A 19,404-nucleotide genomic window follows, 5' to 3' on the forward strand; every position below is an offset into this window, starting at 1 on the left:
TTACAAGTTGCCGCGCTTGGCCTGTTCGCGTTCGATGGCTTCGAAGAGGGCCTTGAAGTTGCCCTTGCCGAAGCCCATCGAGCCGTGGCGTTCGATGAGTTCGAAGAAGACGGTCGGGCGGTCCTGGACCGGCTTGGTGAAGATCTGGAGCAGGTAGCCGTCCTCGTCGCGGTCGGCGAGGATCTTCAGCTCCCGCAGGGTGTCGACGGGGACGCGGGTGTCACCGACCCACTCGCCGAGGGTGTCGTAGTAGGAGTCGGGGGTGTCGAGGAACTGGACCCCGGCCGCCCGCATGGTCTTCACGGTCGCGACGATGTCGTTGGTGTTGAGCGCGATGTGCTGGACGCCGGCCCCGCCGTAGAACTCCAGGTACTCGTCGATCTGGGACTTCTTCTTGCCGGGCGCGGGTTCGTTGATGGGGAATTTGACCTTCAGGGTGCCGTCCGCGACGACCTTCGACATGAGGGCACTGTACTCGGTGGCGATGTCGTCGCCGACGAACTCCTTCATGTTCGTGAAGCCCATGACGCGGTGGTAGAAGTCGACCCACTCGTTCATCCGGCCGAGTTCGACGTTCCCGACGCAGTGGTCGATCGCCTGGAACGTGCGCTGTGCGGGCGCCTCGACCAGGGGGGTCATCGCCGTGAACCCCGGGAGGTAGGGGCCGTCGTAGTCCTTGCGTTGTACGAGGGTGTGGCGGGTCTCGCCGTAGGTGGCGATCGCGGCGAGGACGACGGTGCCGTGCTCGTCCTTCAGCTCGTACGGCTCGGCGAGCGAGCGGGCGCCGTGTTCGACGGCGTAGGCGTGGGCGCGGCGGGCGTCGGGGACCTCGATGGCGAGGTCGACCACGCCGTCGCCGTGCGCGGCGACGTGGGCGGCGAGGAAGCGGCCCCGGTCGGTCGCCGGGCGGACGACGGAGGTGAACACGAAGCGGGCGGAGCCGCTCTCCAGGACGTAGCTCGCGGTCTCGCGGCTGCCGTTCTCCGGTCCGGAGTAGGCGGCCAGGCGCATGCCGAAGGCGGTGGAGTAGTAGTGCGCCGCCTGCTTGGCGTTGCCGACGGCGAAGACGACCGCGTCCATCCCCTTGACCGGGAAGGGGTCGGCCTGCCGGGCGGTGTCGGGGATGTGGTGTGTGGTCTGCGTCATACCGAAAGGGTCACTCCGGCTTCGCAAGGTGCGCAACGGTTCGCCGGGAAGCCGGGCAGGATGTACAGCGCGAGAGCGGTTACCGCGTCCTTTCTGTACAGGATGACCATCGAGGAGACCGGACCATGGGGATCGACCGGCTGGACGGGCGGATCATCGTGCTGCTGGCGCGCGAGCCGCGGCTCGGGGTGCTGGAGATGTCCCGGCGGCTCGGGGTGGCGCGCGGGACGGTGCAGGCGCGGCTCGACCGGCTTACGTCGAATGGAGTCATCCGCGGATTCGGCCCCGAGGTCGATCCGGCGGCCCTCGGCTACCCGGTGACGGCGTTCGCGACGCTCCAGATCCGTCAGGGCCAAGGGCCCGCGATCCGGGCGCACTTGAGCGGTGTGCCGGAGGTCCTCGAACTGCACACCACGACCGGCAGCGGGGACATGCTGTGCCGGCTGGTCGCGCGGTCGAACGCGGATCTCCAGCGGGTGATCGACCTGGTTGTCGGTTTTGATGGGATCGTCCGGGCCTCCACCGCGATCGTGATGGAGAACCCGGTGCCGCTGCGGATCATCCCGCTGGTGGAGGAGGCGTCGCGCGAGTGAGCTGAGGTGAACGTGTGTGAGCTTCTGGGAGTATCTCGACAACCGGCATCAGCAACTTCTGACCGACGCGTTGCAGCACGCGAGCGCGGTCTTCCAGTGCATGCTGCTGGCGACGGTCATCGGGGTCGCGATCGGGGTGCTCACCTACCGCAGTGACTGGGCGGGCAACCTCGCGACGACCGCGACTTCGACGATCCTGACGGTCCCCTCGCTGGCCATGATCGGCCTGCTCGTCCCCGTGGTCGGTCTCGGGGTTCCCCCTACGGTCATCGCTCTCACGTTGTACGGGTTGCTGCCCGTCGTACGGAACGCGATCGTCGGGCTGCGCGGTGTGGACCCCGCGCTGGTGGACGCCGCGAAGGGCATCGGGATGTCCCGGCCGGCCCGGCTGGTACGGGTCGAACTGCCGCTGGCCTGGCCGCCGATCCTGACCGGCATCCGGGTCGCCACGCAGATGCTGATGGGCATCGCCGCGATCGCCGCGTACGCCTCCGGGCCCGGTCTCGGGAACGAGATCTTCCGCGGGATCGCCTCCCTGGGCAGCAAGAACGCGCTCAACCAGGTTCTCGCCGGGACGCTCGGGATCGTCGTCCTGGCGCTGCTGTTCGACGCCGCGTACGTCCTGATCGGGCGGCTCACGATTCCGAGGGGCATCCGTGTCTGAGTCTCCGAGGGGTACCCGTGTCTGAGTCCCAGAACGCCGGCCGCTCCCTGGGCGCCTCCATCGAGCTGGAGAACCTCAGCAAGCGGTATCCGGGCAACCCCAACCCGTCCGTCGACAACGTGAACATGGAGATCAAGGCGGGCGAGACGGTCGTCTTCGTCGGCCCCTCCGGCTGCGGGAAGTCGACGACGCTGAAGATGATCAACCGGCTGATCGAGCCGTCCGGCGGCCGGATCAGGATCGGCGGCGAGGACGTCACCGACATCGACCCGGTGAAGCTGCGCCGCAAGGTCGGGTACGCGATCCAGTCGTCCGGCCTCTTCCCGCACATGACGGTCGCTCAGAACATCGCGCTGGTACCGAGGATGGTGGGCTGGGCGAAGGGCCGGATCAAGGAGCGGGTCGAGGAGATGCTGGACCTCGTCGGGCTCGACCCGGGCGAGTTCCACGGCCGCTACCCACGGCAGTTGTCCGGCGGCCAGCAGCAACGCGTGGGCGTGGCAAGGGCGTTGGCGGCCGATCCGCCGGTGCTGCTGATGGACGAGCCGTTCGGCGCCGTCGACCCGATCACCCGGGACCACCTCCAGGACGAACTCATCCGGCTCCAGCACGAGTTGCACAAGACGATCGTCTTCGTCACGCACGACTTCGACGAGGCGATCAAGCTCGGCGACCGGATCGCGGTGCTGCGCGAGCGGTCCCACATCGCGCAGTTCGACACCCCCGAGGCGATCCTCACCAACCCCGCCGACGACTTCGTGTCCGGGTTCGTCGGCGCGGGCGCGGCGCTCAAGCGGCTCAACCTCACGCGTGTGCGGGACGTGCCGATCACCGACTACCCGACGGTGACCGTCGACGATCCGCTCCAGGTCATCTTCGACCGGCTGCGCGACAGCGGGACCAACGAGATCCTGCTCCTCGACAAGCGGGGCCGTCCCTACAAGTGGCTGCGGCGCGGGGACTTGATGCGGGCCAAGGGTTCGCTCGCGCGGGCCGGGACGCTGGTCCACGACACGGTGACCCGGGACGCGACGCTGCGGGACGCGCTGGAGGCCGTCCTCACCGACAGCTCGGGGCGCACGGCCGTCACCGGGCGGCGCGGGGAGTACACAGGGGTCGTCGACATGGAGACGCTGATGAACTCCGTGCACGAACTCCTGGAGGCCGACCGGCTCGAAGCGATGGAGCACCAGCACGAGTTGGAGGAGACCCGGGCGGCGCGCACGCATGCCGAGCAGGAGGGTGACGGCGGGGAGGCGAAGGCGTGAGCACTCCAGAGGTGGACTCCCCCGAGACAGAAGCAGATGCGGAGGCCGACGCCTCGGGCGAACCGACGCCCACGGCCGTCGGCAAGGCCCAACCCCGTATCGGCTGGCCCAAGTTGACCGTCCTCCCCGGCTTCCTCGTCGCCCTCCTGCTCGGCACCTGGCTCTGGTTCCAGCAGGCCGACCTGGACCCGATCTCCGAGAACGCGCTCTCCGGGGGCCAGGTCTCCAAGGCGCTGTGGCAGCATGTCCAACTCACCGCGATCTCCACGTTCTTCGTGCTGATCATCGCGATCCCGCTCGGTGTCCTGCTCACCCGGGGCGCCGCCCGCAAGGCCGCGCCGGTCGTCATGGCGATCGCCAACATCGGCCAGGCCACCCCGGCGATCGGCCTGTTGGCGCTGCTCGTGATCTGGCTCGGCATCGGCGAGAAGGCCGCGCTGATCGGCATCATCGCCTACGCCGTCCTGCCGGTCCTCTCCAACACGATCGCCGGGCTGCGCGCGAACGACCCGACGCTCCTGGAGGCCGCCCGGGGCATCGGCATGTCCCCCGTCGGGGTCCTCTCCCGCGTCGAACTCCCCCTCGCCGTACCGCTGATCCTCGCGGGCGTCCGTACGGCGCTCGTCCTCAACGTGGGTACGGCGGCGCTGGCGACGTTCGGCGGGGGCGGAGGGCTCGGGGTGCTGATCACGACCGGGATCACCAACCAGCGTATGCCCGTACTGGTGTTGGGCTCGATCCTCACGGTGGCGCTCGCGCTGCTCGTGGACTGGCTGGCGTCGATCGCCGAACTCCTGTTGCGGCCAAGGGGATTGGAGACCGGCCGATGAGACGCTGGATCACCTTCCTCGGTGTCGCCGCCCTGTTGTCCGGCTGCGGGCTGACGTCCGGCTCGCCCATGGTCGACGACGTCGAACCGGGGACCATCGGGCAGGGCAAGCCCCTCAAGGGGGCCGATCTGACGGTGACTTCGAAGTCGTTCACCGAGAACCTCATCCTCGGCGCGATGATGGGCATCGCCTTCCAGGCGGCCGGTGCGCACGTCCTCGACCGGACCGGTATCCAGGGGTCCATCGGGGCCCGGGAAGCGGTCAAGAAGGGCGACGCGGACGGGATGTACGAGTACACCGGGACCGCCTGGATCACCTACCTCGGCAACAGCAAGCCGATCACCGATCCGCAGGCCCAGTGGGCCGCCGTCCGCGCGGCCGATCTGCGCAACGGGCTGACCTGGCTGCCCCAGTCGCAGGTCAACAACACGTACGCGCTCGCCATGAACCGTTCGGCCTACGAGAAGTACCGGACCAAGACCCTCTCGCAGGTCGCCGCCCTCGCGAAGTCCGATCCCAAGGCCGTGTCGCTGTGCGTGGAGAGCGAGTTCGCGAACCGGGCGGACGGGTTGCCGGGGATGCAGAAGGCGTACGGGATGAGTGTGTCGTCGTCGCGGATCACACAGATGGACTCCGGGATCATCTACACGCAGACGGAGAAGGGGCACTGCACCTACGGCGAGGTGTACACCACCGACGGGCGCATCAAGGCGATGGACCTCGTCGTGATGGAGGACGACCGGCACTTCTTCCCCAACTACAACGCGGCGCCCGAGATCAACTCCGAGGCGATGAAGAAGTGGCCCGCGATCGCCGAGGTGCTGAACCCGATCTCGGCCCGGCTGAACAACACGGTGGCGCAGGAGCTGAACGCGAAGGTGGATGTGGACGGGGAAGATCCGCATCAGGTGGCGTTGGAGTGGATGAAGGGGCAGGGGTTCGTCAAGTGAGGTGAGACGGGCGGGAGTTCGGCGCGGCAGAGTTGCAAAGGGTTCGTTGCAAAAAACCCTTGCAGAGATTTCTTTGCATGGCTATCGTCGTACCTGTGACCGACCCTCAAGACCCCCAGGCCCCCCAGGACCTCCCAGACCCCCAGGTGCGCACGATCGACGCCCGCTCCCTCCGAGGGCTGGCCCACCCCCTGCGCATGCGCCTGCTGGACTCCCTCCGCTTCGGCGGCCCCGCGACGGCGTCCCAACTCGCCGAGAAACTGGGCGAGTCCAGTGGCGCGACGAGCTATCACCTGCGGCAGCTCGCCGAGTACGGCTTCATCGAGGACGACCCCGAGCAGGGCAAGGGCCGCGAACGCTGGTGGAAGGCCAGCCACACCGGCCTGGTGTTCGGCGACGACCTCCTCACCGACCCCGACCCGGCCGTACGCGGAGCCGCCGACCTCTACATGCACGAGGTGGCGACCAAGCACACCAGTGAACTGTCGACCTGGCTGGGCAACCGCGCCTCATGGCCCGAGGAGTGGAACCGCACCTGGGACATGAGCAGCACGACCCTGCGGCTCACCCCGGAACAGGCGCAGGAGTTCATCGCGGACATCCACCGCGTCTACGAGGAGTACCGCGTCCGCGCCGCCGCCGAGGACACCCCCGGCGCCCAGCAGATCCGCGCCCACAGCCACGTCTTCCCCCTGATCTGAGAGGAACTCCCGTGTACCACCCCGACTTCCACCTCCCCCTCCACCACCAACGCACCGCCGAACTCCAGGCCCGAGCCGCCACCCACCACCTCGCTCACACCCCCACCCCACCCTTAAGGGTCCGCGCCGGCTGGACCCTCGTAGCGGTCGGGCTGCGGCTCGCCACCACCTCCCGGCGGCCCGCGATCAGCAGCTAGGGACGCTGCCCTTGCCGGTCTCCAGGGCCTTCAGGGACCCCACGGCACCCTTGAGGTCGGCGACCGGGATCAGCCGCAGGCCGGAGGGGAGTTCGGACTTCGCGTCGGCGCACTCGTCCTTGGGGACGAGGAACACCGTCGCCCCGTCCCGCCGCGCCGCCTGCGTCTTCAGCGCCACCCCGCCCACGGCCCCCACCGTGCCGTCCGCCGCGATCGTCCCGGTCCCGGCGACGACCCGCCCGCCCGTGAGGTCTCCCCCGCTCCCGTCGCCGTCGAGCTTGTCGATGATCCCCAGCGTGAACAGCAGACCGGCGCTCGGCCCGCCCACGTCCGACAGCTTCAGGCTCACCTTGACGTCCTTCGAGGACCGCCCCAGATACGTCAACGCCGCCTCGGTGGCGGCGTCCTGGGACTGCGTCATCTGCTCGGTGTTGTGCCGCTCGATCTCCTTGACGGAGTCCCCGCTGGGATAGACGGAGTCGCGGGGCATCACCGCGGAGTCCGTCCGGAACCAGCCGTCGACCACATCGCTCAACGACACCTTCGCTTCGGGGCCGGTCGCGACGATCGTCGTCATCCGCAGTTGCCCGGTCGTCTTCCGCACAGTCGTCCCGGACACCGTGATCACCGCCTCCCCCTTGTTCTCCCCGAGCACGTCGGCGGTCATCCCGGGCTGGGCGATGGCGAAGGGCAGGGGGGCGAAGAGGGCCACACCGAGCAACGCCACGAGGGGCACACCGCAGACGGCAACGGTCTGGACACGGGAGAGACGAGAGAGCACGACTCAAATCTAACGTGACGCGATGTACCTCAGGAGTACCCCCTACCTCAGGGCTACCCCCGCACCCCAGAAGTACCCCGTACCTCGGGGCTACCCCCGCACCTCAGAAGTACCCCGTACCTCGGGAGTACCCCTACCGAAGCGCCTCCGCCACCTCCCGAGCCGCGTCCACCACCCGAGGCCCCACCCGCTCCGGCACCGCGTCGGCCAGCATCACGACCCCCACGCTGCCCTCCACCCCGGTCACGCCCAGCAGCGGCGCGGCGGCACCGCTGGCCCCCGCCTCCAGCTCCCCCTGCATGAGACAGAACCCCGGCTCCCCCATGGGCTTGCGCCGCCCGGCGAGTATCGCCATCCCCGCGGCCCCCCGGTCCAGCGGATGCCGGAACCCCGCCCGATAGGCGACGTGATAATCCGTCCACGTCGGCTCGACGACCGCCACGGCCAACGCCTCCGCCCCGTCCACCAGCGTCAGATGAGCGGTCGCCCCGATGTCCTCCGCGAGCGCCCGCAGCGCGGGCAGCGCGGCCTCCCGTACCAGCGGATGCACCTGCCGTCCGAGCCGCAGCACCCCGAGCCCCACCCGGGCCCGCCCCCCGAGATCGCGCCGGACCAGCGCGTGCTGCTCCAGCGTCGCGAGCAACCGGTACACGACGGTCCGGTTGACGCCCAGCTTGTTGGACAACTCGGTCACGGTCAGCCCGTGGTCCGTGTCGGCCAGCAACTTCAGAACCCTGAGTCCCCGGTCGAGCGTCTGGGAGGTCTCCGCGGTCACGACGCCCACTCCTTACGGTGATGAGGCGCAGCTCTTTCACACGGCTGCACTCTGCGGCGGCACTGCCACAGGGCGTGTGCGTAGCGGGACAGTAACGGGGTGGGTTCGCTGAGCGGAAGACTCCGTCCAGAATCCGGTCAATGACCGGTATGGACTACTTGGAAATGTCCCGATACGCGGGACCCCACTTCACAGGGGCCCCACAGTCCCCTCATTTCATCCGCGTCGCCCACTCCTGGACCTTCGCGATGCGCTGCCGCAACTGCCCGCCGGTCGCCTCGGCGCTGGCCGGCCCGCCGCACACCCGCCGCAGCTCGGTGTGGATCACGCCGTGCGGCTTCCCGCTCTGGTGGACGTACGCGCTGACCATCGTGTTGAGCTGTTTCCGCAGCTCCATCATCTCCTTGTGGGAGACGACGGGACGCCGCTCGGCGGGGAGTTCGAGGAGGTCGGCCTCCGCGTCCGGGCGCTTCTTGCTGTGGGCGATCTGCTTGGCCTGGCGCTTCTGGAGGAGGAGCTGCACCTGGTCGGGTTCGAGGAGACCCGGAATACCCAGGTAGTCCTGCTCCTCCTCACTCCCGGGGTGGGCCTGCATACCGAACTCGGCGCCGTTGTACATGACGCGGTCGAAGACGGCCTCGGACTCCAGCGCCTCGAACTTGAACTGCTCCTGTTCGCCGGTGTCCTCGTCCTGCTGCTTCTCCGCCTCCGCGAGGAGTTTGTCCTCCTCGGCGTACGGGTCCTCCTCGCCGCCCTTCTTGGGCTTGTCGAGGGCGTGGTCGCGCTCGACCTCCATCTCGTTGGCGAAGGTCAGCAGGTCGGGAACCGTCGGCAGGAACACGGACGCGGTCTCGCCGCGCCGCCGGGACCGCACGAAGCGGCCGACGGCCTGGGCGAAGAAGAGGGGGGTGGAGATGGTGGTGGCGTACACGCCGACCGCCAGGCGCGGGACGTCGACCCCTTCGGACACCATCCGCACCGCGACCATCCAGCGGTCGTTGCCGGCGGCGAAGTCGTCGATGCGTTTGGAGGCGCCGGTGTCGTCCGAGAGGACCACCGTCGGCTTCGTGCCGGTCAGCTCGCGGATCAGTTTCGCGTACGCGCGTGCCGAGTCCTGGTCGGAGGCGATGACCAGCGCGCCGGCGTCCGGGATGGCCTTCCTGACCTCGGTGAGGCGCTGGTCGGCGGCGCGCAGCACGCTCGGCATCCACTCGCCGCGCGGGTCCAGCGCCGTACGCCACGCCTGGCTGACGGCGTCCTTCGTCATCGGCTCGCCGAGGCGGGCCGCGATCTCGTCGCCGGCCTTCGTGCGCCAGCGCATGTTGCCGCTGTACGACAGGAAGATCACCGGGCGGACGACGTGGTCGGCGAGGGCGGAGCCGTAGCCGTAGGTGTAGTCGGCGGACGACCGTCTGATGCCGTCCGTGCCCTCCTCGTACGTCACGAAGGGGATCGGGTTCGTGTCCGAGCGGAACGGCGTACCCGTCAGCGCGAGGCGCCTCGTCGCCGGTTCGAACGCCTCCAGGCACGCCTCGCCCCAGGACTTGGAGTCGCCGGCGTGGTGGATCTCGTCCAGGATCACCAGGGTCTTGCGCTGCTCGCTGCGGTTGCGGTGCAGCATCGGGCGTACGCCGACGCCCGCGTACGTCACGGCGACGCCGTCGTACTCCTTGCTGAGCGGGCCCGCGCTGTACTCGGGGTCCAGCTTGATGCCGACCCGCGCCGCCGCGTCCGCCCACTGCTTCTTCAGGTGCTCGGTCGGGGCGACGACGGTGACCTGCTGGACGACGTGGTGGTGCAGCAGCCAGGACGCCAGGGTCAGCGCGAACGTCGTCTTGCCGGCGCCGGGGGTGGCGACGGCGAGGAAGTCTCTCGGCTGTTCCTGGAGGTACTTCTCCATCGCCCCCTGCTGCCAGGCCCGGAGCTTGCTCGCGGTACCCCAGGGCGCACGGCCCGGGAAGGCCGGGGAGAGGTGGTGGGAGGGGGCGGAAGAGGCGGCGGTGGTAGTCACGGTCTCCGGTTCGGGGGGTGGGTCTCGGGGGGCGGGGGTCTGGGCCGGCGGGCCGGGTTGGGGGCTGGTGGGGCGGGTCGGGGGGCGGTGCCCGGGTTCGGGGCCGGCTTGGAGGTCCGGCACCGGTTTCCGGGAGCCAGTAACGGTCCCAGAGGTCCGGTGTCGGTCCCAGGGGTCCGGTGTCGGTCCCGGGGTCCGGTGCGGGCGGGTCCCGGTGTCGGGCGGGCCCGGGGTCGGGGAGCCCGGCTCCGAGGGGGCGGGTTCCGGGGCGCTTGGGTCTCGGGGGCGGCTCCAGAGGTGCCGGATGCCTGGCGCCGGGTACGTGTCCCGCGTCCCGGTTTCGGGTGGGTCCCGTGTCTCGGGAGTCACGGTTCCGGGGGGATCACGTGTTCCGGTGTCTCGGTTCCGGGTCGGTCTCGGCTACGTATGACAACCGGGCCACCCTACCGGCGCGGGCTCCCGAGAGGGGTGCGGACAAGGCCGGAGCGAGCCCGGTTGGGACCCACGTCACAACCCCCTCAGCCGTCCCGCGATCACCCCCACGTCCCCCTCCTCACCCGACGCCACCTCCACGACCAGCGCATACGCCGCTTCCTGATCACACCCGCTCATGTCGACGCCGTTCACCCCGAGGAACGTCACCGCGGCGAGCCACGCCGTGCGCTTGTTCCCGTCCACGAGGGGGTGGTTCACGGCGAGGGCGTGCAGCAGGGCGCCGGCCTGCTCGTACACGTCTCCGTACGCCTCCGCCCCGAACATCCGGGCGCGGGGCCTGTGTACGGCCGACTCCAGCAGCCCGGCATCCCGAGCCTCCGGCGCCCGCCCCCCGAAGGCGACCCTGGCAACCTGCTCGACCTCGGCAACAGTGAGAAACCTGGCCACGCCTACTCCCCCAGCCTCTTCAGCAACCCGGCATGCGCCACGGCAAGCCCCTCGGCAACAGCGAGCACCCGCCCTCGCTCCCCCTCCACATAACCCCGGACGACCTCCCCCACAAGCTCCTCCACCGTGCGGCTGGTGGCATCGGCAAGGTCTTCCAGGCGCGCGTGGAGGTCTGAGGGCAAGGCGATCCGATCCATGCCCCCGAGGCTAACAACCCCCTTCATGAACGCCGTATGGCAGTCACATTGCAGCCCCACGGGTCCCCTTGATCCCCCAATCCGCCCCGCCGTACGGTTCTTCCACCAAGCCGGGGAAGCCCGGAGAACTTGGCCGTGTGCCCGAGTGGTTTAGGGGCTCGCCTGCGCTGCATCCAATAGCGAGCTCCGCTCGCGGGGAGTTACGCGGGTTCGATCCCCACCACGGCCAGACAACTGAACAGCAAGTACACGGCCGTGTGCCCGAGTGGTTTAGGGGCTCGCCTGCAAAGCGAGTTACGTGGGTTCGATTCCCGCCACGGCCTCTCATCAGCGGCGAAGGGCGAGCCCCCGAGGTTGTTCGGGGGCTCGCCTGCGCTGTGTCTGTCAGCGAGCTCCGCTCGCGGGGAGTCACGTGGGTTCGATTCCCGCCACGGCCTCTTTTTGATCAGCCAGCGTTCCGTGGCGCATTCCTGTGGGATCGAGCCTCGGTCCTGGCAGAGCGGATCGCTTCGCCCGAGCCGTCGCTCTCACCAATGCACGCAGTTCCGGGGGTGTGGGCCAGGGGGCGCTGCGGTGGATCATGCGGTGGCAGTTGGAGCAGATCAGGGCGAGGTCTGCGAGTTTGGTGGTGCCTTCGCCGGCCTCGTGGAGCGGTATTACGTGGTGGCATTCGATATAGCCCTGCCCGCGCTCACCGTAGAACTCGTGGAAGTTGAAGTCGCATACTTCGCAGGCCAGAACTCCGCCCTTCTTGAGGACTGCGGCGATCTTTTTCGAGCGGAGCGCCTTGTTCCGTTCGCGGGTCCGGTGGCGGCGGTAAAGGACACGGCCTTCCGGCGCGCTGGCCTCGTCGTCGATGCCGTCGTCGGGCGGGGTGGGATGCAAGTCTCCGGACCGGAGCCCCGCTCGAAGCAGCTCCGCGGCCAACGCCATCTCCACCGGCCGTCGTAGAAAGTCCTGCAACACCTCACGGTCCAGCTGCCCGCCATTGGTCGGAGCTCCCCGATAGTCGGGGTGGAAGCTGGCGATGTTCAGCGTCTTGTAGGCGGCGCCGTTGCGGTTGCGGTACTGAGCAGCTCGTTCTTCGGGTGGATAGGCCGCCAGCAGCTGAAGGAGTTCGGACAGCTCGCCAATCCGGGGGTCGGAGGCAGACAGTCCGTGCCAGCCGTTCCGCGCGACCACATCGCACGCCAGGATCAGCTCGTCTCGCGTCCACTTCGGGCTCCGTGAAACTCCGACCTGGAACCCCTCGCGCTTGAGCCAGTCCACGGCATGCCCAACGCCTCCGCTGAACTCCTGCCAGGTGAGGGGACGGCCGTGCCGGTACTGGTGGGCCACGGCTGCGATGGCTTTGGAGTCGTACTCCCTGCCCTCGTGCAGGATGAGGAACTTACGGGCCGCCTTGAAGCCGTACCGCTGGAGGAACTCCGGTCCCCCCACCTCGTCGTACTCCTGCATGGCCTTCAGAATGTCGTCCCGCGAGATCGCACCCTTTTCCATGGCCAAAGCGTACGGGCCCAGTTGAGCCGGGCTACGCGTACAGCCCGCCCCCGGACTCGTCTCCGAAGACCTCTGGCCAGTAGCGCCAGTCGTCGGTGGGGGTCGGGGGGACGGCGGTGGGGTCGAGGGTGGCGAGGGTGTGGGTCATGGCTTGGGTGAGGTGGTCGTAGGTGGCGGTGAGGTCGTGGAGGGCGTCGAGGGTGCGTTCGCGGTGGATGAGCCAGAGGGTGAAGGCGAGGGTGGAGAGGTCGGCGTTGAGGGGGCGGAGGGTGCGGTCGGGGAAGGTGTAGGAGAGGACCGCGCCGGTTTCGCCGTCCAGGAGGAGGCTCGTGTCTTCCAGGAGCGCGCCCAGGCGGATCAAGTGGGCCGTGCGGGGCGGGAGTTCGTGGGTGGGGAGTTCGTCCGCGCAGTAGTCGGCGAGCGTGCGCAGGGGCGCGTCCGTGTCGAGGGTGAACCAGACGGCTTCCTCGGGGAGGCCGACGGAGGTGAGGAAGTGGCGGGAGGAGGCGTGGGTGAGGGCCTCGGGGACGTCCATCTCCTCGAAGCGGACGATCTCGCCCTGGCCGTACTCCTCGTCGAGGAGGCGTGGGGGGAGGTCCAGGGCCAGGCCCGAGGTCGTGCCGGGGCCGGCGATCAGGGAGAGGGGGCGGATCACCGCGACGGTCTTCCAGTACGGGGCGATCTCGCCGTCCGTCTCGCCCTCGTAGAGGGAGAGGAGGTGTTTCGTCGCCTCGGCGACCGCCTGCGCGCCGAAGCGGCCCGCGTACGAAGCGAACTGGCCGCGCAGGGCCGCCAGTTCGTCCGCCGCCGTGGCGAAGCGGACCAGCTTCTCCAGGGAGGGGGCGAGCGGGCGGACGTCCATCAGGTCGGGGCGGTCGTGGAGGAAGTACGTCGTCGAGACCGCGCCCGTCGCGCCGTCGAGGAGGACCGACTCCGTCTCCTGGCCGCGCGCGCCGAGGAGGCCGCCGATGACGAGCTGGTCGCGGAGGTCGGCGGCGAGGACGCCGCGGGCCTCTCCCGTCGAGTCCCCCACCGTCCGCAGGCCGTCTCGGCGCAGCGCCTCGAAGGTCAGCAGCCCGCCCACACCGGGGAGTCCGGGGCCGGTCAGCCAGCGGCGGGTCGGTGCGTGCGTGACGTACGGGTCCAGCGCGTCCTCGGTGAAAGTGATCGTCGTCGCCGTGCCGTTCATTGCTGCCCCCGTGCCTGAACATGGTCGTTCACCAGGCGGAACGCCCCGCTCGCACCCCGAGCCGCCCCACTGCCCAGAACACTACGCCGCCCCACTGACAACGCCCCGCCACCAGCCAAGACGTCACTCCACGCACGCACGTTGCCTCTCGGCGAGACTTTTTCGACCGTCGAGCAGGACGAGGCCCTCGGGAGGGATCTCGTGGAGCGGGACGGGCCGCTGCGAACGCGTCAGCTGTACGCAGTGACGGCCGCGCGGGAGGCAGGCCGGAACCACCTCTCGCCGACACCAGCGTGACAGCCGGCTTCCCCGACACCAGCGTGACAGCCGGCCTCCCCGACACCATCACCCCGATGATCGGAAAAACGCCGCGCGGAGATCCCGCCCGGCAACCGCCCGCCCCCTACTGCGTCACCACCGCCGCCTGAGGCCGTATCGGCAACCGGTTCACCGGCCGCCCCGTAGCCGCCCGCACAGCCGACGCGACAGCCGCCGGAGACGTCACCACGGGGACCGCGCTGACCGCCTTCGCCCCGAACGGTGCGACGACGTCACGTTCCTCGACGAGCTTGACGATGGTGATGTCGGGGGCGTCCAGGGAGGTGGGGAGGGAGTAGCCGGTGAGATCGGGGTGGCGGATCAGCCCGCGCGGGGTGCGGAGGTTCTCCGTGAGGGCGATGCCCACCCCTTGGGTGACGCCGGCCTCGATCCGGGCAGCCAGTTGCGAAGGGTTCAGCACCCGCCCGACGTCCTGGGCGACGGCGAGTTCGACGACCCGCACGGAACCCAGCTCGATGTCGACGTCGACGACCGCGCGGACGGCGCAGAAGGCGAGTCCGACGAAGGCGTCGCCCTGACCGGCCCCGTCGAGCGGCTCGGTGGGGTGCGGACGGCACTGCGCGGTGGCCCACAGCTCCTTGCCGTGCAGCTCCTCGGCGACGGTGGTGGAGAGCACGCCGTCGTAGGACGTGATCTTCCCGTCGGTGATCTGGAGCAGCTCGTGGGACATGCCGAACTTGTGCGCCAGGGGCTGCAACAACTGCGTACGGACCATCTTGGCGGCCCGCTCGACGGCCCCCCCGGAGACCCAGGTGTGCCGGCCGCGGCAGCCGGGGCCCGCGGGCGGCTGGTCGGTGTCGACCGGCGCGACGTGCACCTCGTCGATCCCGAGGGTCTCCTGGACGATCTGGCGCGCGAGCGTGGTGAACCCCTGGCCGGACTCGACGGCCGCGCACAGCACGGTCGCGACGCCGCCCTGCACCTTCACGGTGGCCGTGGAGACCTCGTCGGCGCCCTCGGCGCCGAGCATGTGGACCATGCCGAGCCCGTACCCGACGCCCCGGCGGACGGCAGCGGGCTCCCCGGCGCCCTCGGGACCGCCCGGGAGGAGCCACTCGTCCTCGGGGGTGTCCTTGGGGAGCGCGGGCAGGGGGTGCTCCTGGACGGCCTGGAGCAGCTCCGCGACGGGCGCGGGGCAGGTGACGGTCTGGCCGGTCGGCAGGACGTCCCCGGTGGCCATCACGTTGCGCAGGCGCAGCTCGGCGGGGTCGAGCCCGAGCTTCTTCGCGAGCTTGTCCATCTGCGCCTCGTAGGCCGCGCAGACCTGCATCGCGCCCTCCCCGCGCACGTGCCCGGAGGGCGGGTTGTTCGTACGGACGGCCCACCCCTCGATGAACGCGTTCGGGACGACGTACGGGCCGCAGGCGAACGACACGGCGGCGGCGAGCGCCTCGGACGACGTGTCCGCGTACGCGCCCGCGTCGAGCAGGATCTGCGCCTCGACCTTGACGAGCCGGCCCTCGGCGTCGGCGTGGTGGCGGTAGCGCAGGAGCGTGGGGTGGCGGTGGGCGTGCCCGAGGAACGACTCCTCGCGCGTGGCGGTGAGTTTCACCGGGCAGCCGGTCTTCAGCGCGAGCAGCCCGAGGGGCAGCTGGAAGCCCTGGTCCTCGCGGTCGGCGGTGGCCCCGGGGACACCGGTGACGACGATCTTGACGCGCTCGGCGGGCAGTCCGTAGACGGCGGCGGCGGTGTCGCGGTCGGTGTGCGGGTCGGTGGAGGCGAGGTACAGCTCGACGCCGCCGTCCGGGCGGGGCACGGCGAGTCCGGCCTCGGCGCCGATCGGGGCGGGGTCGGCGCGGCCGATGCGGTACTGGCCCTCGACGACGATCTCGCCGACCGCCTCGGGGTCGCCGTGGCGCAGCGGGATGTGCCGGATCAGGTTGCCGTCCGGGTGCAGCGGTTCGGCCTCGAACGCCTGCTCCGGGTCGGTGACCGGGTCGAGGACCTCGTACTCGACGATGACGGCGGCGGCTGCCATCCGCGCGGTGTCGGGGTGGTCGGCGGCGACGGCCGCGAGGGGTTCGCCGTGGTGGCGGACGATCTCGGAGGCGAACACCGGGCGGTCGACGACGCCTCTGCCGTGCCGGGGGGTGCCGGGGACGTCCTCGTGGGTGATGACGGCGCGGACGCCGGGCATCTCGCGCGCGTGGGACGTGTCGATCGACACCACGCGCGCGCGTGGGTGCGGTGAGCGCAGGACGGCCGCCCAGAGCAGCCCCTCCGCCCACAGGTCGGCGGCGTAGGGGAAGGTCCCCTCGGTCTTCGCGCGCGCGTCCGCCGGATGCAGCGACGAACCCAGCCCGTGCGCGATCGCCTCGGGAACGGGCACCGCCTCCGCGACGATCGGCGGCGGCACGGCGGCGACAGCATCCTGACTCACGCCTGGCCTCCGTCCTGGCCGAACACCTGGCCCTGACCTCCCAAGGTCCCCGTGTCGAAGACCGACGGGTGTGCCCCGCCGGACCCCGGGCCCGCCTGATGCGGAATACGTGCCCCGTCGCCGTCCGACTCAGCCTCGGCGGCGGCGATGGCCTCACGTTCCTGGACGACCTCCTGGACGGCGTCCAGGACGCCCCGGTAGCCGGAGCAGCGGCACAGGTTGCCGCACAGGGCCTGGCGCGCCTCCAGTTCGGTGGGCGCCGGGTTGCCCTCCAGCAGGTCGTGCACGGTCATCGCCATCCCGGGGACGCAGAAGCCGCACTGGACGGCGCCGCACCGCGCGAGCGCGCGCTGGACGTCGGACGGCTGTCCCTCGACGGCGAGACCCTCGACCGTACGGATCTCGCTCCCGGCGGTCGTCACGGCGGGGACGAGGCAGGAGGCGACGAGCCGGCCGTCCACCTGGACGTTGCAGGCGCCGCACTCGCCCTGCGAGCAGCCGTCCTTGGCGCCGGCGAGGCCGAGGCGCTCGCGCAGCACGTACAGCAGCGACTCGCCGATCCACGCGTCGGTGACGGGCCGGTCGGCGCCGTTGACGGACAGGACGTAGGAGGCGAGGGGGTGTTCCTCGGCGGGCGGCGGGGCGACTTCCTCGGCCTCGTCCGCCCCCGCGTCCCCCTGAGCCCCGTCCAGGCCCTCGGAGCCACTCGGGGTGACCTCGGGGTCACTCTCGGCCTCGGAGGCGCTCTCAGCGCCCTCCACGGGCTCCTGCGGGGCTTCGTACGACGGTTCGACGGTCGGGGTCTCGGCCGCATCGCCGGACCCACCCGCGCCGGACGACCCACCCGCGCCGGACGGCTCGCCCGAACCGGACGGCTCGCCCGAACCGGACGGCTCGCCCGAACCGGCGTCCGGGACCTCCTCGGCCTCCGGCGCGAGCCGCTGACCGGCGCCCAGCGTCAGCCGGTTGATGGCGGCGGAGGCGGCGTCGGGCTCGGCGACGGTGTGCGCGCCGCCCCCCGACTCGACAGGGGCATGACCAGCGGAAGCGGCCGACTCGCCGGACGGACCAGGGAGTTCGACCCCGCGCCCGTCGGTGTGCCCACCGAACAGATCGACACCCCGCCCCTCGGAGTGCCCGTCGGGGTGCCCCTCGCCCGGCTCGCCGCCCGGCACCTCGGGATAGCCCACCCCGTGCCCGTCGGAATGCCCCACCGACCCGGCGTAGTCGACACCGCGGCCGTCCGAGTACCCGGAGAGACCCGGGAGTTCGACCCCGCGCCCCTCGGACCCGTCGGCGTGCGCCCGCTGCTCCCATCCCGCCTCGGCCCAGGGCTCGGCGGCCCCGCCGGGCAGGCTCGGCGGCTGATCGCCGCCCCACTGCTGCTCGACCAGCGCGGAGGCGGTGAACTCCCCGGACTCGTCCGGCAGATCGCCCCCGGCGACGGGGATGGACCACTGTCCGGTGACGTCGTGCGCGGGCGCGGCGGGCGGCGGCTCCTCGTAGGTCCACTGCCCGGTGTGCTGCCCGGGGTAGGTGAAGCGGTCGTGCCCGGAACCGGAACCGGAGCCGGGCCCAGGGCCGGTGGGCGCCGGCCATTCGACGCCGTCCGCGGGGGCGGCCCAGTTCTCGGCGCCCGGCGTGGGCGCTATCGGCGGCGGGACGTAGCCGTGGCCCGGCGCGGCGAGGGGCTCGCGCGCGAGGAGCGCGTCCACGCCGCCCTCGGGCAGCTTGACGAAGGCCGTCGCGCCGTCGTCGTAGTCGCCCTGGGGCAGCGGGTCCCAGCGGCTGACGCCCTGGGGCGTGCCGTGTTCCTGACTGTGCTGCTCGTCGGTCACGACAGCGCCCTCCCCAGTGCTCGTCGGGCCAGCGCGGCGACGGTGCGCCGCAGGTGCAGTACGGCGGGCGGCAGCGGGACGACGCTGCCGTCGACCTCCGGGACCGGGTCGGGGATGCAGGCGGCGGCGACGTACTCGCCGAAGGCGGTGAGCGCCTCGGGGACGAGCCGCCGGTTGTTGTCCCAGTCGATGAGCCGGGCGACCCACGCCTCGGCGTCCAGCGGGCGCAGCGGCATCGGGGCGATGGCGCCGACCGCGCACCGCACGCCGCGCCGGGCGGGGTCGAGGACGAGGGCGACGGAGGCAACGGCGCGGCCCGGTCCGGTGCGGCCGGTCGCCTTGAGGAAGACCTGGGGGGCGTGCAGCAGCGGCACGCGCACGTACCCGATGAGTTCGCCGCCGCGCAGCATCTCCATGCCGGCCAGCAGGTGGGAGACGGGGATCTCGCGGCGCGCGCCGTCGGCCCCCGCGATGACGAGGGTGGCCTCCAGGGCGGCGAGCACCGGGAGCGCGTCCCCGGTGGGCGCGGCGGTGGCGATGTTGCCGCCCAGCGTGCCCGCATTGCGGATCTGCGGAGGGCCCGCCGCGCGCGCAGAGGCGGCGAGGGCGGGGATGAGGGCGGCGAAGTCGGGGCGTCCCATGCGCGCGTGCGTGAGGCCCGCGCCGAGGAGGGCGTGGCCGTCCTGGTACTGCCAGCCGCGGATCTCGCTGATCCGGCCGAGGCCGACCAGCGCGGCGGGCCTGAGCTGGCCGGAGTTGACGGCGGCCATCAGGTCGGTGCCGCCCGCCACGGGGACGGCCGTGGGCATCGCCCCGAGGGCCGCGACGGCCTCGTCCAGGGTCGTGGGCAGCGTCACGGACTGCGCCGCCTGCGGTGCGTGCGTGGTCAAAACCGGCTGCCCCTTCCCGCTGCCCCACCTGGTCCCACCTGTTGCGCCGTACGGTACGTGCTGACAGGGCGGACGTGGCAACTCTGGCACATGTTCGCAACACCCGAGGACAGGGGTCCACTTGGGGACGTTCGCCCACCTCAGACCCGTTTTCTCCGACCGTCCCCGCTCTGCTCGAATTGCCCCTCTTCGGTGACCCTGAGCGGATTTTCCCCTACATACCTACAAGGTGCGTATCGGAACCCGCCCGAGCGCACGGAAGCCTCCGGCACG

The 19,404-nt window shown here is 70.8% G+C and carries 17 protein-coding genes and 2 tRNA genes; 9 read left to right on the plus strand and 10 right to left on the minus strand.

What is annotated here, in order from left to right; genetic code table 11:
* The gene (gene hppD, locus ABZX85_RS26505) at positions 1-1,146 is read right to left on the minus strand and encodes a 4-hydroxyphenylpyruvate dioxygenase (RefSeq protein ID WP_355873337.1); all 1,146 of its coding nucleotides are present in this window, start codon (positions 1,144-1,146) and stop codon (positions 1-3) included.
* A 125-nt stretch (positions 1,147-1,271) separates the two neighbouring features.
* Between hppD and ABZX85_RS26510 the strand changes: the two genes are divergently transcribed.
* The 6 genes from ABZX85_RS26510 to ABZX85_RS26535 all read left to right on the plus strand — a co-directional run bounded on the left by ABZX85_RS26510 (position 1,272) and on the right by ABZX85_RS26535 (position 6,152).
* Positions 1,272-1,739, plus strand: a complete 468-nt coding sequence (locus tag ABZX85_RS26510; protein ID WP_355873339.1) for an Lrp/AsnC family transcriptional regulator — start codon at positions 1,272-1,274, stop codon at positions 1,737-1,739.
* A gap of 16 nt (positions 1,740-1,755) precedes the next feature.
* Positions 1,756-2,403: an ABC transporter permease gene (locus ABZX85_RS26515; protein ID WP_355873342.1), complete on the plus strand. Its 648-nt coding sequence runs from the start codon at positions 1,756-1,758 to the stop codon at positions 2,401-2,403.
* A 17-nt stretch (positions 2,404-2,420) separates the two neighbouring features.
* Positions 2,421-3,671 carry a betaine/proline/choline family ABC transporter ATP-binding protein gene (locus ABZX85_RS26520; protein ID WP_355873345.1) on the plus strand — a complete coding sequence of 417 codons (1,251 nt, stop codon included), beginning with the start codon at positions 2,421-2,423 and terminating at the stop codon, positions 3,669-3,671.
* Complete coding sequence (locus tag ABZX85_RS26525) at positions 3,668-4,501, plus strand: ABC transporter permease (RefSeq protein WP_355873347.1); 834 nt, start codon at positions 3,668-3,670, stop codon at positions 4,499-4,501. The genes ABZX85_RS26520 and ABZX85_RS26525 overlap by 4 nt, the downstream gene beginning before the upstream one ends.
* On the plus strand, positions 4,498-5,451 hold the full coding sequence (locus tag ABZX85_RS26530; protein ID WP_355873350.1) for a glycine betaine ABC transporter substrate-binding protein: 954 nt from the start codon (positions 4,498-4,500) through the stop codon (positions 5,449-5,451). Before ABZX85_RS26525 ends, ABZX85_RS26530 begins: the two co-directional genes overlap by 4 nt.
* A gap of 77 nt (positions 5,452-5,528) precedes the next feature.
* Positions 5,529-6,152 (plus strand): helix-turn-helix domain-containing protein, encoded by a 624-nt coding sequence (locus tag ABZX85_RS26535; RefSeq protein WP_355873353.1) that lies wholly within the window; start codon positions 5,529-5,531, stop codon positions 6,150-6,152.
* 186 nt (positions 6,153-6,338) lie between these two features.
* On the opposite strand, the gene ABZX85_RS26540 is transcribed toward ABZX85_RS26535, so the two are convergent.
* The 4 genes from ABZX85_RS26540 to ABZX85_RS26555 form a co-directional block, all read right to left on the minus strand.
* Positions 6,339-7,130, minus strand: a complete 792-nt coding sequence (locus ABZX85_RS26540; protein ID WP_355873356.1) for a S16 family serine protease — start codon at positions 7,128-7,130, stop codon at positions 6,339-6,341.
* Positions 7,131-7,263: 133 nt separating this feature from the next.
* The gene (locus ABZX85_RS26545; RefSeq protein WP_355873358.1) at positions 7,264-7,905 is read right to left on the minus strand and encodes a helix-turn-helix domain-containing protein; all 642 of its coding nucleotides are present in this window, start codon (positions 7,903-7,905) and stop codon (positions 7,264-7,266) included.
* Positions 7,906-8,116: 211 nt separating this feature from the next.
* Positions 8,117-9,916, minus strand: coding sequence for a DEAD/DEAH box helicase (locus tag ABZX85_RS26550; protein WP_355873361.1), 1,800 nt, complete (start codon positions 9,914-9,916; stop codon positions 8,117-8,119).
* A 507-nt stretch (positions 9,917-10,423) separates the two neighbouring features.
* A complete protein-coding gene (locus tag ABZX85_RS26555) occupies positions 10,424-10,798 on the minus strand; it encodes a type II toxin-antitoxin system death-on-curing family toxin (RefSeq protein WP_355873362.1) in 375 nt (124 codons plus the stop codon).
* Between the two features lie 32 nt (positions 10,799-10,830).
* Here ABZX85_RS26555 and ABZX85_RS26560 point away from each other — a divergent pair, with 32 nt between their 5' ends.
* The 3 genes from ABZX85_RS26560 (at position 10,831) to ABZX85_RS26570 (ending at position 11,318) form a co-directional block, all read left to right on the plus strand.
* The gene (locus ABZX85_RS26560) at positions 10,831-10,974 is read left to right on the plus strand and encodes a hypothetical protein (RefSeq protein WP_355873365.1); all 144 of its coding nucleotides are present in this window, start codon (positions 10,831-10,833) and stop codon (positions 10,972-10,974) included.
* Positions 10,975-11,126: 152 nt separating this feature from the next.
* Positions 11,127-11,224: transfer RNA gene (locus tag ABZX85_RS26565), tRNA-OTHER, on the plus strand.
* A 22-nt stretch (positions 11,225-11,246) separates the two neighbouring features.
* Positions 11,247-11,318: transfer RNA gene (locus ABZX85_RS26570), tRNA-Cys, on the plus strand.
* 85 nt (positions 11,319-11,403) lie between these two features.
* Here the strand turns inward: ABZX85_RS26570 and ABZX85_RS26575 are convergent.
* The 5 genes from ABZX85_RS26575 to ABZX85_RS26595 form a co-directional block, all read right to left on the minus strand.
* A complete protein-coding gene (locus ABZX85_RS26575; RefSeq protein ID WP_355873368.1) occupies positions 11,404-12,495 on the minus strand; it encodes an HNH endonuclease in 1,092 nt (363 codons plus the stop codon).
* A gap of 31 nt (positions 12,496-12,526) precedes the next feature.
* Complete coding sequence (locus ABZX85_RS26580; protein ID WP_355873371.1) at positions 12,527-13,684, minus strand: SUKH-4 family immunity protein; 1,158 nt, start codon at positions 13,682-13,684, stop codon at positions 12,527-12,529.
* A 403-nt stretch (positions 13,685-14,087) separates the two neighbouring features.
* The gene (locus ABZX85_RS26585; protein ID WP_355873576.1) at positions 14,088-16,379 is read right to left on the minus strand and encodes a molybdopterin cofactor-binding domain-containing protein; all 2,292 of its coding nucleotides are present in this window, start codon (positions 16,377-16,379) and stop codon (positions 14,088-14,090) included.
* A gap of 20 nt (positions 16,380-16,399) precedes the next feature.
* Positions 16,400-18,241 carry a 2Fe-2S iron-sulfur cluster-binding protein gene (locus ABZX85_RS26590; RefSeq protein ID WP_355873374.1) on the minus strand — a complete coding sequence of 614 codons (1,842 nt, stop codon included), beginning with the start codon at positions 18,239-18,241 and terminating at the stop codon, positions 16,400-16,402.
* Positions 18,238-19,131 carry an FAD binding domain-containing protein gene (locus ABZX85_RS26595; protein WP_355873377.1) on the minus strand — a complete coding sequence of 298 codons (894 nt, stop codon included), beginning with the start codon at positions 19,129-19,131 and terminating at the stop codon, positions 18,238-18,240. The genes ABZX85_RS26590 and ABZX85_RS26595 overlap by 4 nt, the downstream gene beginning before the upstream one ends.
* Between the last annotated feature and the right edge of the window lie 273 nt (positions 19,132-19,404).

Origin of the sequence: Streptomyces sp. NPDC004539, assembly GCF_040610055.1 — a bacterium.
In the GTDB taxonomy this organism is placed as follows: Bacteria; Actinomycetota; Actinomycetes; order Streptomycetales; family Streptomycetaceae; genus Streptomyces.

Coding starts and splice junctions, on each gene's coding strand:
- ABZX85_RS26560 (WP_355873365.1), top strand. CDS start 10,831: ATGCGCCACGGCAAGCCCCTCGGCAACAGCGAGCACCCGCCCTCGCTC.
- ABZX85_RS26530 (WP_355873350.1), top strand. CDS start 4,498: ATGAGACGCTGGATCACCTTCCTCGGTGTCGCCGCCCTGTTGTCCGGC.
- ABZX85_RS26535 (WP_355873353.1), top strand. CDS start 5,529: ATGGCTATCGTCGTACCTGTGACCGACCCTCAAGACCCCCAGGCCCCC.
- ABZX85_RS26510 (WP_355873339.1), top strand. CDS start 1,272: ATGGGGATCGACCGGCTGGACGGGCGGATCATCGTGCTGCTGGCGCGC.
- hppD (WP_355873337.1), bottom strand. CDS start 1,146: ATGACGCAGACCACACACCACATCCCCGACACCGCCCGGCAGGCCGAC.
- ABZX85_RS26580 (WP_355873371.1), bottom strand. CDS start 13,684: ATGAACGGCACGGCGACGACGATCACTTTCACCGAGGACGCGCTGGAC.
- ABZX85_RS26575 (WP_355873368.1), bottom strand. CDS start 12,495: ATGGAAAAGGGTGCGATCTCGCGGGACGACATTCTGAAGGCCATGCAG.